Source organism: Streptomyces roseus (assembly GCF_001044425.1).
Lineage (GTDB): Bacteria > Actinomycetota > Actinomycetes > Streptomycetales > Streptomycetaceae > Streptomyces > Streptomyces roseus.
The window spans coordinates 14,103-29,433 of the sequence record NZ_LFML01000076.1; the positions used below are offsets into that span (position 1 = coordinate 14,103).

13 protein-coding genes are annotated in these 15,331 nt (G+C 73.0%); 11 read left to right on the top strand and 2 right to left on the bottom strand.

The window, feature by feature from the left end; genetic code table 11:
* Nucleotides 1-97: 97 nt before the first annotated feature.
* The gene (locus tag ACS04_RS19715; RefSeq protein WP_048477981.1) at nt 98-346 is read right to left on the bottom strand and encodes an SCO4226 family nickel-binding protein; all 249 of its coding nucleotides are present in this window, start codon (nt 344-346) and stop codon (nt 98-100) included.
* Nucleotides 347-639: 293 nt separating this feature from the next.
* On the opposite strand from ACS04_RS19715, the gene ACS04_RS19720 reads away from it, so the two are divergent.
* The 4 genes from ACS04_RS19720 to ACS04_RS19735 all read left to right on the top strand — a co-directional run bounded on the left by ACS04_RS19720 (nt 640) and on the right by ACS04_RS19735 (nt 7,071).
* A complete protein-coding gene (locus ACS04_RS19720) occupies nt 640-2,850 on the top strand; it encodes a xanthine dehydrogenase family protein molybdopterin-binding subunit (RefSeq protein ID WP_048477982.1) in 2,211 nt (736 codons plus the stop codon).
* Between the two features lie 35 nt (nt 2,851-2,885).
* A complete protein-coding gene (locus tag ACS04_RS19725) occupies nt 2,886-3,341 on the top strand; it encodes a (2Fe-2S)-binding protein (RefSeq protein WP_048477983.1) in 456 nt (151 codons plus the stop codon).
* Nucleotides 3,342-3,525: 184 nt separating this feature from the next.
* The gene (locus ACS04_RS19730; RefSeq protein ID WP_342449491.1) at nt 3,526-5,070 is read left to right on the top strand and encodes a helix-turn-helix domain-containing protein; all 1,545 of its coding nucleotides are present in this window, start codon (nt 3,526-3,528) and stop codon (nt 5,068-5,070) included.
* A gap of 51 nt (nt 5,071-5,121) precedes the next feature.
* On the top strand, nt 5,122-7,071 hold the full coding sequence (locus ACS04_RS19735; protein ID WP_048477984.1) for an APC family permease: 1,950 nt from the start codon (nt 5,122-5,124) through the stop codon (nt 7,069-7,071).
* On the opposite strand, the gene ACS04_RS19740 is transcribed toward ACS04_RS19735, so the two are convergent.
* A complete protein-coding gene (locus tag ACS04_RS19740) occupies nt 6,980-8,215 on the bottom strand; it encodes a helix-turn-helix domain-containing protein (RefSeq protein WP_053080836.1) in 1,236 nt (411 codons plus the stop codon). The two genes, ACS04_RS19735 and ACS04_RS19740, sit on opposite strands and share 92 nt — an antisense overlap.
* Before the next feature lie 238 nt (nt 8,216-8,453).
* On the opposite strand from ACS04_RS19740, the gene ACS04_RS19745 reads away from it, so the two are divergent.
* The 7 genes from ACS04_RS19745 to ACS04_RS19775 all read left to right on the top strand — a co-directional run.
* Nucleotides 8,454-8,702, top strand: coding sequence for a helix-turn-helix domain-containing protein (locus tag ACS04_RS19745; protein WP_048477985.1), 249 nt, complete (start codon nt 8,454-8,456; stop codon nt 8,700-8,702).
* A gap of 287 nt (nt 8,703-8,989) precedes the next feature.
* The gene (locus ACS04_RS19750; protein ID WP_048477986.1) at nt 8,990-9,409 is read left to right on the top strand and encodes a hypothetical protein; all 420 of its coding nucleotides are present in this window, start codon (nt 8,990-8,992) and stop codon (nt 9,407-9,409) included.
* Nucleotides 9,406-10,197, top strand: a complete 792-nt coding sequence (locus tag ACS04_RS19755) for a DUF4388 domain-containing protein (protein ID WP_048477987.1) — start codon at nt 9,406-9,408, stop codon at nt 10,195-10,197. The genes ACS04_RS19750 and ACS04_RS19755 overlap by 4 nt, the downstream gene beginning before the upstream one ends.
* Nucleotides 10,198-10,277: 80 nt before the next feature.
* Nucleotides 10,278-10,724, top strand: coding sequence for a roadblock/LC7 domain-containing protein (locus tag ACS04_RS19760; protein WP_245236451.1), 447 nt, complete (start codon nt 10,278-10,280; stop codon nt 10,722-10,724).
* A 110-nt stretch (nt 10,725-10,834) separates the two neighbouring features.
* Nucleotides 10,835-11,209: a hypothetical protein gene (locus ACS04_RS19765; protein WP_048477988.1), complete on the top strand. Its 375-nt coding sequence runs from the start codon at nt 10,835-10,837 to the stop codon at nt 11,207-11,209.
* Between the two features lie 179 nt (nt 11,210-11,388).
* Nucleotides 11,389-14,979, top strand: coding sequence for a bifunctional glycosyltransferase/CDP-glycerol:glycerophosphate glycerophosphotransferase (locus ACS04_RS19770; protein ID WP_048477989.1), 3,591 nt, complete (start codon nt 11,389-11,391; stop codon nt 14,977-14,979).
* Nucleotides 14,980-15,117: 138 nt separating this feature from the next.
* On the top strand, nt 15,118-15,331 hold a 214-nt coding region (locus tag ACS04_RS19775), incomplete at its 3' end, for a VOC family protein (RefSeq protein ID WP_048477990.1).

Below are 15,331 nucleotides of genomic sequence, written 5' to 3' on the forward strand. Positions count from 1 at the left end.
TTGCTTGTGGCATATGCCAAAGGCCTCCCGGTCCCCCCTTTCGCCTGTACGAACGTTTCCGGTCAGTCCTTCCGGAGCCTGCCGGAGCTCCCCGGCCTCATACGACGAGCGGCACCGGGTGGATCTCGCTGGCCGGGTGTCCGGTCCGCTCGTGGATGCGCATCACCGCGTCCGCCGAGGGCGCCTCGGACAGGCAGTACACCGTGCCCGAAGCGGGGTCGGCCCAGGCGCGTTCGAAGTGCACCTTCTCCTCGCCCTCGATGGCCAGGTCGGCCTTGTGGGCGGCCATCAGCTCGGCTTCGGTAATGCCCTTCATGCCGTGGTGGACATCCATGTACATGGTCATCGCGCACACCTCCTCGCGTGATGTCGGCGGGTACCGCCATCTGTCCCTCCATCCTCCTCCCGCGGCCGGAAACCGGCGCTCCGGAGGGGGCGGATCGATCGTACGGACGAAGCGCGCGACCCCTGCGGGCGGCGGAATCCGCACAGCAGGGGGAGGGGCACCCCCGCAGGAGTACCCCCCGAACGAAGGACCCCGTCCCGCGCGGAATCGAGGCGCGCCCTCGCTTCCCAGCCCCTCTCGTGATCGCTACGCTACGCGTCGGTAATGAACGATCACGGGTGGGGAAAGAGAACATGACCGGGCAGAGCCGCCGCTCCTTCCTCACGTACCTCGTCGCGGCGCCGACCCTCGCCCTCGTCACGCGGGCCGCGGCCGACACCCTCGCCCCGCAGCCCGCCCACGCCGTCGTCCCGAGCCTGCCCGCGCCTGCCGATCTGGTGGACCTCGGCGACCTGTTCATCCTGGCCGGCGCACCCACCTCCGCCCTGCTCGCCCTCTCCGTGGAGACGGACGGGAGCATCCGCTTCCGGCTGCCGCGCGAGGAAGTGGGCCAGGGCCTCACCACCGCCGTCGCCATGCTCGTCGCGGAGGAGCTCGACGCTCCGCTGGCCGCCGTCCGCGTGGAACTGGACGACGCGCGGCCCGAGCTGCTGTTCAACCAGCTCACCGGGAGCTCCAACTCCATCCGCTCCCTTTACGGGCCGGTCCGCCAGAGCGCCGCCACCGCCCGGGCCCGCCTGGTCGCCGCGGCCGCCCGCCGCTGGAACCTCGCCGCCTCCTCGCTCACCACCGCGGACGGGGCCGTACTGGCCCCCGACGGCCGCACCGCCGGGTACGGCAACCTCGCCGCGGCCGCCGCCGACCCCGCCCTGACCGTCCTCGGCGCCACCCCGAAGAAGACGCGGGAGCACGCCCTCGTCGGCAGGCCCACCCCGCGGATCGACGCCCGCGCGATGGTGACCGGCGCCCAGCGGTACACCCTCGACCTCGACGTGCCCGGCGCCAAACCCTGCGTGGTGCGCCGCCCGCCCAGCCTCGGCGGCACCGTCAAGGACGTGGCCAACCTCGCAGCCGTGCGGGCCATGCCCGGCGTCCTGCACGTGGTCACCATCGCGACCGGGGTCGCCGTCGTCGCCGAGACCTTCGGCCAGGCCCTCGACGCCAAGGCCGCCCTCCAGGTCACCTGGGGCCCCGGCCCGGCCGACCGGCTCTCCGACGAGCAGGTCCGCGCCAAGCTGCGCGCCGCCACCCCGCCGCTGCTGGTGCCGCCGCTGCTCACCCCGTACGTGGACGCCGAGTTCGACTTCGCCTTCGTCAGCCACGCCGCCATGGAGACCAACTCGGCGGTGGCCGACGTACGGGAGGACCGCGCCGAGATCTGGTCCGGGCTCAAGTCCCCGATCGTGGCCCGCGAGACCATCGCCGCCGACCTCGGCCTGCCGCTCGACAAGGTCACCGTCCACGTGGTCCAGGCCGGCGGCTCCTTCGGCCGGCGGCTCTTCTTCGACGCCGCCCTGGAGGCCGCCCGGGTGTCGAAGGCCTGCCGCCGTCCGGTCCGGCTGATGTGGACCCGCGTCGACGACACCCGGCACGGCCGGATGCGCCCCGCCACCCACCACAAGATCCGCGCCACCCATCTGCTGGGCGAGGTGCTCTCGTTCGAGCACCGGGTGGCCGCCGCCGAGACCGACTTCCGGCACGGGCTCGGTGAGATCATCACGGCCACCGCGGCCAACCTGCCGCCCGGTCTCGGCAACGCCACCCTCGCGCAGACCCTGTTCCACACCACGGTCAAGTCCCCCTACCACTTCGGACTGACCACCCACGGGCTCAGCGAGGTGCCGACGGGCATCCCGACCGGCTCCTGGCGCTCGGTGTACTCGGCCAACACCCGGGGCGCCGAGGAGATCGTCGTCGACGAGCTCGCCGCCCGGACCGGCAAGGACCCCTACCGCTTCCGGCGCACCTTCCTGAAGACCGACGCCCAGCGCGCCGTGCTCGACAAGGCGGCGACGGAGGGGGAGTGGGGACGGACCATGCCCGCGGGCTGCGCACAGGGCATCGCTTTCCACGAGGAGTACAAGTCAAGGACGGCCTGCCTGGTCGAGATCGACGCCCGCGACCCCGAGCACGTCCGCGTCACCAAGGCCGTCATCGCGGTGGACGTGGGTCTGCCCGTCAACCCGCGCGGACTGGAGGCCCAGATGATCGGCGGACTCACCGACGCGATCTCGACCACCCTCAGGGCCGGACTCCACCTGGACAAGGGACTGCCGCTGGAGGGCAGCTACAGCCAGTTCCACTGGGCGCGCCAGCGCGACACCCCGCGGGACGTCCGCGTCCTCGTACTGCCGGCCACCGGGGAGGAGCCGGGCGGCGCGGGCGAGCTCGGCGTCCCGGCGGCGGTCGGAGCCATCGCCAACGCCTGGGCCAGGGCCACCGGTTCCAAGCCCCGCAGTTTCCCCCTCCACTTCGACGTCGACTTCACCCCGTACCCCCGCTAGCCGGTCCTCGGCAGCCCAGCTCAGGAGAGTCCCGCGTGCCCTCGCACACCTTCACCGTCAACGGGCGGAGCGTCACCGTGGACGCGCCCGACGATCTGCCCCTGCTGTGGGTGCTCCGCGACATGCTGGGCGTACGCGGCCCCAAGTACGGCTGCGGCGTGGACGTCTGCAAGGCCTGCACGAGCCATCTCGACGGGGCGGAGGTCCGCCCGTGCGTGGTGCCCGTCTCCGCTTGCGCGGGAAAGGCCGTGACGACCATCGAGGGGCTGGCGGACGGGGACGAGCTGCACCCCGTGCAGGAGGCCTGGCTCGAACAGGACGTCTCCCAGTGCGGTTTCTGCCAGCCGGGCCAGATCATGGCCGCCGTCGCGCTGCTGAAGCACACCGCCACGCCCACGGACGAGGACATCGACGCCATCGCCAACATCTGCCGCTGCGGCACCTACTTCCGCGTCCGGGAGGCGATCCGCAGCGCGGCCGCACGGATGTGAGCGTCCGGGCCCCGGGAATTCCCCCGTGCGTCCCGGGGCCCCGGCCGCTCGCGTCAAACCTAGGCGGGCTCGGGCCGGTTCGCAGGGTCCACCCTGCACAGTGACAGGGCGGGACCGGTATCGCCGGGCACAGTGACGCGTGGAATGGTGGGCCGTGGCCGTGGCCGTGGCCGTGACAGTGACCGTGACCCGGACCGAAAGGAGCACCCTCATCTCCTACCCGCCCCTCCCGACCCCGTCCGCGGACCGCTCCCTCGGCCGGGCCGAGGACGTCCTGAAAATGCACCGGCTCGCCCACTCGGGCGGCTCGGCCGCCCTGCTGGAATGGCTCGCCGCCCGGCTGGGCGGCTGGATCGCGGTGGTGGACGCCGACGCGGGCCCCGACGCCCGCGCGGCCGCCGGCCCCGAGCTCGCCCTCCGCGGGGCCGGGGAGCTGAAGGCCCGGGGCGTGCGCTCCGCCGTCCTGCACGGCGAGGGCTCGGCCGCGCTGCTGTTCGCGCTGGACGGGACCGGGGGCCGCGCACTGGCCTGCGTACTGGACCTGCCGCACCCTCCGGGTGCGCCCGCGCTGCTCGCGGACGCCGCCTCGGTGCTGGCCCTCGTCCTGCGCGCCGAGGAGGCCGAGCGGCGGGAGGAGCGGGCCGAGCTCGCCGAATCGCGGGCCCGCGAGGCCGCCCTGCACCTGCTGATGAACGGCCGGCTCTCCACCGCCCACCAGATCGCCGAGGCGCTGGGTCCCTCGCTCCCCGACCCGCTGCGGATGTACGTCGTGGAATGCCGGGCCGGGCAGCGGGGCGAGGTGGCCCGGATCTGCCGGGAGCTGACGGGCGGCCGTGCCTGGATCGTGCGCTGCCCGGTGTACGTGCGCCACCTCATCGCCCTGGTCCCGGCCGGTCTCGCGGCGCGTTCCGCCGCGCACGATCCGCTGTCGGAGGCACTGGTGGGGGCGGCCCGGGACCTCTCGGTGGGGGTCAGCGGACAACTGCTGCTGCGCGAGGCCCCGGCGGCGTACACCCAGGCCTTCCACGCCCTGGCCGTGGCCCGCGGCCGCGCCGGGCGCCACGCCCGCTTCGGCCCGGGGCCCGAGCTGGAGCTGGCCGCGCACGCGGCCGGGACCGGCTGGGCCCGGGCGCTGCTCGCGCCCCTGCACGGGTACGAGCCCCGCCGCCCCCAGGACCCCGGGGCGCAGGAGCTGCGGGCCACGGCCCACGCGTGGCTGAACTTCGGCCCGCACGCGACGCGGCTGCTGAAGATCCACCGCAACACCCTGGCCACCCGGCTGCGCCTCGTCGAGTCGGTGCTCGCCGCGGACCTGGCGCGGCTGCCCGGGCAGGCGGAGCTCTCGCTCGCGCTGCGGCTGACCCCGGGCGGCCCGGCGGCGTTCCCGGGCGCCCCGGCCGAGCGGCCCGCCGACGCCCCGGGCGACCTGGAAGGCGTACTGCGCCACCCGGACCTGTCGGACTGGGCCCGTGCGCACCTGGCCCCGCTGACCGGACCGGACGCCCCGTCCGGCGCCCGCGAGACCGTACGGGCGTGGCTGCGGAGCGACGCGCACCTGGTGCCGACGGCCGCCGCGCTCGGCATCTCGGTCCCGGGGGCGCGCAAGCGGCTGACCCGGATCGAGGCCCTGCTGGAGCGCTCGCTGCTGCAGTCGCCGAGCGCCCGCCACGACCTGTGGCTGGCTCACCGGGCCGAGGAGCTGGCCGGGTTCGGCGGGCCCGCGGCATGACACAGCCCCAATGAGGGACAAACAGCGTGAAACATGCACGATCATGCCGGAATGAGGCGTATCAATCTGAAGCGCGTGCTGGTGGGTGAACCGCTCGACACCGCACGACTGGGCGAGACCCTGCTGCCCAAACGGCTCGCGCTGCCGATCTTCTGCAGCGACCCGCTCTCCTCCGTGGCCTACGCCACCGAGGAGATCCTGCTGATCCTCGCCCTCGGCGGCGTGGCGCTGCTCCACCTCGCCTGGTACGCGGCCGCCGCCATCGTCTTCCTGATGGTCGTGGTCGTCGCCTCCTACCGGCAGACCTGCTACGCCTATCCGGGCGGCGGCGGTGCCTACGTCGTCAGCTCCGAGAACCTCGGCCGGACCGCCGCCCTCACGGCCGCCAGCGCGCTGCTCGTCGACTACGTCATGACCGTCGCCGTCTCCGTGGTCTCCGGCGTCGACGCCATCACCTCCGCGATCCCCTCCCTCAGCGACCACGAAGTCAGCCTGTCGGTGGGTTTCGTGGTGCTGCTGATGCTGATGAACCTGCGCGGCGTTCGGGAGTCGGGACGCATCTTCGCCATTCCCACCTACGGATTCGTCCTCGTCATCTACGTGATGTTCGCCGTGGCGGCCGTCCGGCTCGCGACCGGCGACACCATCCGCGCCGAGTCCGCCGGGCTCCCGATCACCCCCGAGGGCACGTTCGCCGGCCTGGGCCTGGTGCTCCTCGCGATGCGGGCCTTCGCCTCCGGCTGTACGGCGCTGACCGGCGTCGAGGCGATCAGCAACGGCGTGCCCGCCTTCCAGAAGCCCAAGAGCCGCAACGCCGCCAACACCCTGGCCGTGATGGGCGTCCTGTCGGTGACCATGTTCCTCGGCATCACCTTCCTCGCGATGGTCTACGAGGTGCACGTCGCCGCCGACCCGACCGAACTGGGCCTGCCGCCCGGCACCCCGATGTCCACGGCGCTCGCCCAGATCGGCCGCGCCACCTTCGGGAACTGGCACTTCCTCTTCTACCTGCTCCAGGCCGTCACCGCCGGCGTACTGATCCTCGCCGCGAACACCGCCTTCAACGGCTTCCCCATGCTGGCCTCGATCCTGGCCAAGGACCGCTACGCGCCCCGCCAGCTCTTCAACCGCGGCGACCGGCTCGTCTACTCCAACGGCATCGTGCTGCTCGCCCTCGCCGCCATCGCCCTCATCGTCGCCTTCGACGCCCAGCTGACCCGCCTCATCCAGCTCTACATCATCGGCGTCTTCGTCTCGTTCACCCTCTCCCAGGCGGGCATGGTCCGCCACTGGCGGCGCGAGCTCGCCTCCCCGGACACGCCCCGGTCGGAGCGGATCCACATCCACCGCCGGCTCGCGATCAACGCGGTCGGCGCCACCCTGACCGCCGTGGTCCTGGTCATCGTCCTGCTCACCAAGTTCACGCACGGGGCCTGGCTGGTCGTCATCGCGATGCCGCTGCTCTTCTTCGGCATGAAGGGGGTGCGCCGGCACTACGACCGGGTCTCGGCGCAGGTCGCCGTCGCCCCCGGGGTCAAACCGCGCAAACCGTCCCGCCACCACGTGCTGGTGCTGGTCGCCAACGTGCACGCCCCGACGCTGAAGGCGCTCGGCTACGCGCAGGCCCTGCGGCCGGACACCCTGACCGCCGTCACGGTCGCCGCCGACGAGGAGGACGCGCGGCGGCTGCGCGAGGCCTGGGCGGAACACGATCCGGGCGTACCGCTGAAGATCCTGCACTCCCCGTACCGCGAGGTCGTCGGCCCGGTGCTCGCGCACGTGCAGGAGCTGGCCGCCGCCGAGGGGACGGACATCCTGTCCGTCGTGATCCCCGAGTACGTGGTGGGGCACTGGTGGGAGCAGCCCCTGCACAACCAGAACGCGTTCCGGCTGAAGGCGAGGCTGCTGTTCATGCCGGGGGTCGCGGTGATCGACGTGCCGTACCTGCTGGAGTCGGCGCGTCCGGCGCAGGCGGCGGAGCCTGCGCGATCGGCGAGGTGACCGGCTCGTTCGCGTGCTGGAGGACCGCCGCATGGGCCAGGGCCAGCTCCACCACGTGCGCCGGATCGGAGAGGGTGCGGCCGGTCAGCCGCTCCAGGCGGCGCAGCCGGTTCGAGACGGTGTTGCGGTGGCAGTACAGCCGCTGGGCGGCGTACGTCGTCGAGCCCTGACAGGTCAGCCACGTGCCCAGCGTGGTCAGCAGCACTCGGCGGTCCTCCGCGGGCAGCGCCAGCACCGGGCCGAGCACCACCTGCCGCAGCCGGCCCGCGAGTTCGGCCTGGGAGGCGACCAGCGCGGCGGGCAGCCGCTCGTCGAACAGGGCCGTGCACGGGCCGCCGGACGCGGGGGCCGTGCGCAGCGCGAGCGCGGCCAGCCGGCGGGCCCGGGCCAGGTCGGCGGGTCTCTCCACGACCGGACTGACCCCGGCCCGGACCCGGAGCGGGGCGAGCAGCTCCCGTACGGACTCCAGCGGCAGGTGGCCCAGCTCCACCAGCCCGGTCTCGCCCTCGGCGCGGATCCGCCACAGCACGCGCGGGGCCTTCGCGCCGAGCGGGCCGCCCGAGGCGCCCGGGGCGAGTACGACCACGGCGAAGCGGCCGCGCCCGGGGAGTCCCAGGTCGGCCGCCGGTCCGTCCGCCGGGCCCGCACCGTCGAGCAGCGCGTCCAGCAGGGCCGCCCGGTGCTCCCGTTCGCGGTCGGAGCGGGCGGTCTCCGCACGGTGGTACGCCTCGCAGAGCGCGTCCGTCAGCTGGTCCAGTACGTCCCACAGCACGGCCGCGGCCGGCAGCAGCCGGGGCAGCGCCGCCGGATCGTGCGCGGCCACCGACTCGCCCAGGGTCTGCCACACCATGCGGCCGCCGCGCCGGCGGACGCGCAGCAGCGAGGCCAGCGGCAGGCCCCGGTCGGCCAGGAGCGCGCCGGCGGCGCGGGCGTCGGCGAGCTCCACGGGCAGCCCGCGCAAGGCGCGGTCCAGCCCCTCGACGGACTCCCGCAGGTCGAGGCGGATCCGCTCGCGCAGCTCGGCCCGGCCGAGCAGGGCGGCGTACGCGGGATCCTCGGCCAGCGTCCGGTCGGCGAGCCGGTCCGCCGTCACGGTGATCCGGCGGGACAGGTCCTCTCGTATCTCCTCGATGATCCGCTCCATGACGGGCAGGGTGACACGGGGGAGGTGGCGCTGGGGAGGGCCGGGACCGAGCCGCGTGCGCCGGCACGTCCGAATCGCCGCGCCCCGCCGCGGCGAGGGCCCCGTCCGGCCGACCCCCGCATCCCGGGCCGGTGCGTGGTGATCTCAGGTCCGGGTGTGCGCGAGTCAGCTGGGATTGTGGGCGGCGAAGGACTTTCATGGGGGTGCCAGGACTCGTACCGGAGCAGGGGGAGTATTCATGGTCACCGACGGCGGTCAGAAGGACAGCGACAGCGCACCCACCCTGATCGGTTCCGTGCAGCGGGCACTGCGCCTCGTGGAGGCGATGCACGCGGAGAACGGGGCGACGGCGAAACGGCTCGCCCGCGTCACCGGCATCCCGCTGCCGACCGTCTACCACCTGCTGCGCACCCTCAGCCACGAGGGCTACGTCGAGCGCGAGGGGGGTGCCTTCAGACTCGCGGAGCACCTTCCGCTCGCTTCGTGAGCCCCGGGTCGTACCGCCTGCCGAGCCCCCGTGGAACCCGTGCGCCCCATGCGCCTTGTGCGCCCTGTGCGCTCCGTGCGCCCCACGCGCCCTCTTGCGGGACCGGCGGGCGTGATCAACATTCGTGATCAGAAGTCGACGGGTTCCGGCCAAGCAGCCGCGCGGTTCTGCGCATGTTCCCGCGGAAAATGCCAGAAGCCCCTTCCGCACTGTGGAACGTGAGTAAGTTCCCTCCTGTCGCGCCGTAGACCGTGCACCTCGCACGTCTGGCCGGGAGGGGAGCCCGCGTGCCCGGGATCGACGAATGCCTGCTCGAAGCCATGGCCCTGCCCGGTGCGCGGGGGGCCGCGCTGGTCGACTGGAGCAGTGGACTTGCCCTCGGCACCGCCGGTGAATCGCCGGTCGGCGACCACGAGACCACCGCCGCCGAGACCGCCGAGCTGGCCCGGGCGGCCGCCGAGTACGAGTCCTTCGCCCAGCCCGCACCGGATTCCGCATCGGAACCGGACCCCGGGCAGGCGGGCCCCGGTCTGCCCGTGGAGGACCTCATCGTCACCACCCGCACCGGCTACCACGTCCTGCGCTTCGTGGAGACCAGCTTCGACAGCAGCGTCTTCCTCCACCTGTGGCTGGACCGCACCGACGGCAACCTCGCCCTCGCCCGGCACAGACTCCGCATACTCGCCGAGGGGCTGGTCCTCAGATGACACCCGCCCAGGCCGGCGGCCTGACCGCCGTCGCCATCTCGCCCCTGCTGACCCGGCTCGCCGCCGAGCGCGCCACCGGCGCCCTGCTGCGCGACCGCGGCACCCTCTTCCTGGAGGACGGCCGCATCGTGCACGCCGAGAGCCCGGCCACCCCCGGCCTCGACGTCCTCCTCACCACCGGCGGCGGACTCGCCCCCGAACGCTGGCGCGAGGCCGTGGACCGGGCCGGCGCCCGCCGCCAGGTAGCCCGCTTCCTCGTGGACAGCGGGGGCCTGGCCGGCGGCGAACTGGAGATCTGCCACCTCGCGGCCATATTCGACGCGGCCTTCTTCGCCCTGTCCCCGGGCACCGGGCCCTCCCGGTTCCGCCGCGGGGCCACCCACTGGATCGGCTCCGTCCGCTCGGTCCCCGCCGCCGCCGTCGAGCGCGAGACCCGCCGCCGGCGTGAGCTGCTCGACGCGGTGTGGCCGTACCCGCTGCTGGACACCTCCCCCGTGATACCCCGGGCCGCCGCTCCCGGCCAGACCGTCACCGCCCGCCAGCGGACCCTGCTGGCCAGGGCGGACGGGGTGCGGACCCCGGCGGACCTCGCATGGGTCCTGGGCCGCCCGGCCTTCCACACCCTGCTCGACGTACGGCGCCTCGCGGCGGCCGGACTGGTCGAGACCCCGCACGCGCCGGTCCTGGCGCCGGTCGAAACACCCCTGCCCGACTGGATCACCCAGACCCAATCCCCGGACGTGGCGCTGCTCCGCCGGTTACGCGACGCACTGGAGGCAAGCCTGTGAGGCTCCCGCTGCGACCGGCTCTGCGCTCCGAGCGCGCCGACCGCCCCGAGCGGAGGCAGCCCGAAAGGAGAAAGGCCGACATGAGCACGGCGATGGTGCCCCCCGAGGCCGAAGCCGAGATACTCGCCGAGCTCCGCAGGCTGCGCGCCCGCGTCCCCCAGCTCACCGGCGCCCTCGCCGGCAGCGCCGACGGCCTCGTACTCGCGCAGGACAGCGCCGCCACCGAGGTGGAGTCCCTCGCGGCACTGACCGCGGCCGCACTCGGCGTGGCCCAGCGGCTCAGCGACTGCACCGGCCAGGGCGGGTTCCGTGAGCTGCTCGTACGCGGCGAACACGGATACGTGGCCACCTACGCGGCCGGCGACGCCGCCGTCCTCACCCTCATCGCGGAACCCCGCGTCAACGTCGGCCGGCTCCACCTGGAGGCCCGCCGCTCCAGCCTGCGCATCGCAGAGCTCATCGACCAGGTCCTCGGGCGCCGCGGCCCCGAGGTCCCGCACGTCCACATCCGCACCGACCAGGCGTGACCGGTACGGACCGGACGCAAAACCGCCAGAACCCACTGAAATCACCAGTAAACCGCCTGGAATTCGCCAGAACCCAGAGCCGGAACCCAGAGAAAGAAGAGGAGCCAGTCATGGCCAATGTGGAGACCGCCCTCAAGGAGACCCTCGCCACCATCGACGGCGCGATCGGCGCCGCCCTGGTCGACTACGGCAGCGGCATGGCCCTCGGCACCATCGGCGGCGGCAAGGACCTCGACCTCACGGTGGCCGCGGCCGGCAACACCGACGTGGTCCGCGCCAAGGTCCGCACCATGGACATGCTCGGCCTCAAGGACGAGATCGAGGACATCCTCATCACCCTGGGCACCCAGTACCACCTGATCCGGCTGATGAAGAGCCGTGACTCCCAGGGGTTCTTCCTCTACCTCGCTCTCGACCGCGGCCGCGCCAACCTCGCGATGGCCCGGCACCAGCTCCAGAAGATCGAGGCGGAGCTCGAAATCTGAGCGCACGTTCGGTCCGGGCCCGACGCTGAGGTGGCGGGCGGCTGAATTCTTTGCCGTCCGCCCCGGGAGTCACAGACCATATGTCCAGGATGGGGGGACTTTATCATCCTGTTACCGAGTAGGATGCTCTCATCACCTGATCATCGAAATAGCTTGAAACGCTGGAGAACCCGCCACCCATGCCCCCGCGCCTGAGCATCGTCGTCCCCGTCTACAACGTCGAGCTCTACCTCGACGAGTGCCTGGAGTCCATTGCCGCCCAGACGTTCGCCGACTTCGAGTGCATCCTCGTCGACGACGGGTCCACCGACACCAGCGCCGTCATCGCCAAGGCCTTCGCCGCGCGGGACAAGCGTTTCCGGGTCGTCATGCAGGAGAACGCCGGACTCGGCGCCGCCCGCAACGTGGGCGCCCGCCACGCCTCCGAGGACAGCGAGTACCTGGCCTTCGTCGACAGTGACGACACGATGCCGGACTACGCTTACGAGCGCCTGATCGCGGCCCTCGACGAGACCGGCTCGGACTTCGCCGGCGGCAACGTGAAGCGGTTCCGCTCCGTCGGCATGCAGCAGTCCTGGGGCCACCGGGCCGCCTTCGCCAAGACGCAGCTGAAGACCCACATCTCCAAGTTCCCGGCGCTGGTCACCGACCGCACCGCGTGGAACAAGGTCTACCGGCGCAGCTTCTGGGACGAGCACGGCTTCCAGTACCCGGAGGGCATCCTCTACGAGGACGCCCCCGTCAGCATCCCCGCGCACTACTTCGCCTCCAGCGTCGACGTCATCAGCGACTGCGTCTACCACTGGCGCGTGCGCGAGACCGGCGAGCGCTCCATCACCCAGCGCTCCACCGACCCGGTCTCCCTGATCGACCGCGTCACCTCCGTCCGCCTGGTCCGCGAGGCCCTCAAGGCCAAGGAGGGCGCCAAGTACGCCCGCTACCTGCGCGACTACGACTACAACGTGCTGAGCGAGGAACTCCCGCTCATCTACAAGTACGTCGGTGAAGGCGGAGCCGACTTCCGCGCCGCCTTCGTCAAGGAGGTCGGCGGTCTCGTCCGCGAGATCGGTACCGGCCCCTGGTCCGACCTGACCGTCGCCGACCGCCTCAAGGCGTACCTGGCCCGCGAAGGCCGCGTCGAGGACTTCATCGCCCTCACCAAGCACCAGAGCGACTACTCCTACAGCGTCCCCGTCAAGGGGCTGGCCCGCCCGCAGGCCGACTACCCGTTCCTGCAAGGCCGTCCGCCCGTCCCCGCCAAGATCCTCACCCTCGGCCCGCGCGAGCGCCGCGTCGTCAGCCGCCTGGAGCAGGCCGTCTGGAGCGACGGCAAGCTGCTGCTGCGCGGATACGCGCTGCCCGGCCACCTCGGCGCGGAGAGCCGCCTCGGCTCGCGCAAGATGCTGGTCTTCCGCGAGGGGGGCAAGCGCCGCCGCACCGTCGTGACCGCCCGTACGGTCGCCTCCCCGATGGCCACCGTGAACTCCCCGCACCTCGCGCTGCGGCACGCCGACTGGGCCGGCTTCACCGCCGTCGTCGACCCCACCGCCTTCCAGTCGGGCGGCAAGTGGAACGACGGCATATGGACCACGTCCGTCGCCGTCACCGGCGCCGGCGGCCTGCACCGCGCCCGCCTCAAGGGCGGCGAGTCCGACTCCGGCCAGAACCCGCCCGCCCACTGGGTGACCCCGGACGTCCGCATCGTCCCGAACGCCACCGGCGCCCTCACCATCCAGGTCGAGACCGTCCGGGCCCGCGCCCTGGATGTCCGCCCCTCCGGCGAGGACGCCGTGGAGGTGAGCGGAGAGCTCGCCGCCGAGATCGGCGCCGGCGCCATCCTGCGCGCCGAGCACGTCTCCACCTCGACCGTCCTCACCTTCCCCGTCGAGACCGCCGCCGCGAGCGGCTCCGGCGGCGCCGGCCGGATCCCCTTCACCGTGCGCGTACCGCTGGCCGCGCTGGCCGCCGTACCGGACGCCGAGTGCGAGCCCGGCGAGTGGGCCCCCGAGCCGTGGAGCCTGACCGTGGTCGGCGCCGACGGCTCCGAGCACCGCCTCGCGCACGACGAGCGCGGCGGGTTCGACGGCCTCGTCGTACCCCTGACCGGCGGGGACACCGGCCGCACCCTCTTCGCCAAGCGCGGCAACACCGGCCACCTGACCCTCTCCGTGCAGCCCTCGCCGCCGCTCGTCGACTCGGTGGCCGGCCAGGACGGCACCCTCACCCTGAAGGGCCGCCTCCTCGCGCCCGCGGACGAGCCGTACGAGCTGGTCCTGCACAACGCGCACGGCACCGAGTTCAGCTACCCCGTCACCCGGGACGGCGACCGCTTCGAATCCACCTTCGAGCCCGTCCTGCCCGAGTCCTACGCGGGCCGCACCACCCTGCCGACGGGCCGCTGGTGGCCCACCCTGCGCCCGCTCGCCCAGGGCGGCACCACCGCGGGCCTGCTCGGCGTCGACCGCGGCGCCCCCGTGCAGTTCGCGCCCACCGCCCTGCACGCCGGACCGGTCGCGATCACCGTCCACGGCCGCCGGATGCGCGTCGAGGCCCGCTTCTACGACCGCATGGTGATCGTCTCCGACCCGCTGCTCAGCCCGCACGACCGCTCCCGGTACGCCCAGCGCGTCACCCGGTACGAGACCTACCCGGCCCAGCGCGCCCTGCCGGTCAAGGACATCGTCGTCTACGACACCCACCAGGGGAACGGCGCGGGCGACTCGCCCCGCGCCATCCACGAGGAGCTGCTGCGCCGCGGGGAGAAGCTGGACCACGTCTGGCTGGTGCGCGACGGCCGCGCCGAGGTCCCCGCGACCGCCCGCGCCGTGCCGTACGACAGCACCGAGGCCTGGGAGGTCCTGGCCCGCGCCCGCTACTACGTCGTGAACGACAACGTGCCGCGGCGCTTCCAGCGCCGCCCCGGCCAGGTCGTCGTCCAGACCTGGCACGGGACGCCGATCAAGGAGATCGGCCACGACTTCATCCACGACTACTACACCAGCCCCGAGATCCTCGAGGGGCTGGAGCACGACAGCGCCCAGTGGTCGCTGCTCGCCTCCCCGAGCTCGTACGCGACGCCCCTGCTCAAGCGGGCCCTCGGCTACCAGGGCGAGGTCATCGAGTCGGGCGCCCCGCGCACGGACGCCCTCGTCAAGCCCGACGCGCAGCGGATCGCCGAGGTCCGCCGCCGGCTCGGCCTGCCCGAGGGCAAGAAGGTCGTCCTCTACATGCCGACCTGGCGCGAGAACCGCGAGGGCTGGTCGGGCGGTTACAAGCTCGACCTCCAGATCGACCTGGACGCGGCGCGGCGCGAGCTCGGCGAGGACCACGTCCTGCTGATCCGCGGCCACCACCACGTGACCGAGCAGGTACGGGACAACGTGCGCGACGGGTTCGTCGTCGACGTGTCCCGCTGGCCCGACGCCACGGACCTGCTGCTCGTCGCCGACGTGCTGATCTCGGACTACTCCTCGGCGCTGTTCGACTTCGCGCTCACCGACCGTCCGATCCTGCTCTTCACGTACGACCTGGAGCACTACCGGACCACGCTGCGCGGCTTCAACTTCGACCTGGAGGCCAAGGCCCCCGGCCCGCTGCTGGCGGACTCGGCGAGCCTGATCGAGGCCGTACGGGGCGCGGACGCGATCGGGGCGGAGTTCAAGGAGGCGCGGGCCGCGTTCCGCGCCGAGTTCTGCGACCTGGACGACGGCGGCGCCGCCGCGCGCGTCGTCGACCGGATGCTCGCGATGGCGGCCGAGCCGGCGGTGTAAGCCGTCGGGGTGCATTCAGGACGCGTTGCCGACCGGCCCCGGGCCCACCGATGAATTTCGGGCCCGGGGCCGGTCTGTAGTAGGAGAGGGAGGGCGAGCCGCTCTCCCGCTTCGACCGGCACACGCCTGGAGGCAGTCATGACGAGCAACGGTTTCACCACGTGCCTGTGGTTCGACGGCGACGCGGAGGCCGCCGCCGACTACTACGTATCGCTGTTCAAGGACGGCAAGCTGGGCCGGGTCGCCCGCTACCCCGAGACCGGGCCGGGCGAGACGGGTGCGGTGATGACCGTCGAGTTCGAGATCAACGGCCAGAGGTTCGTCGGCCTCAACGGTGGCCCCCAGTTCACCT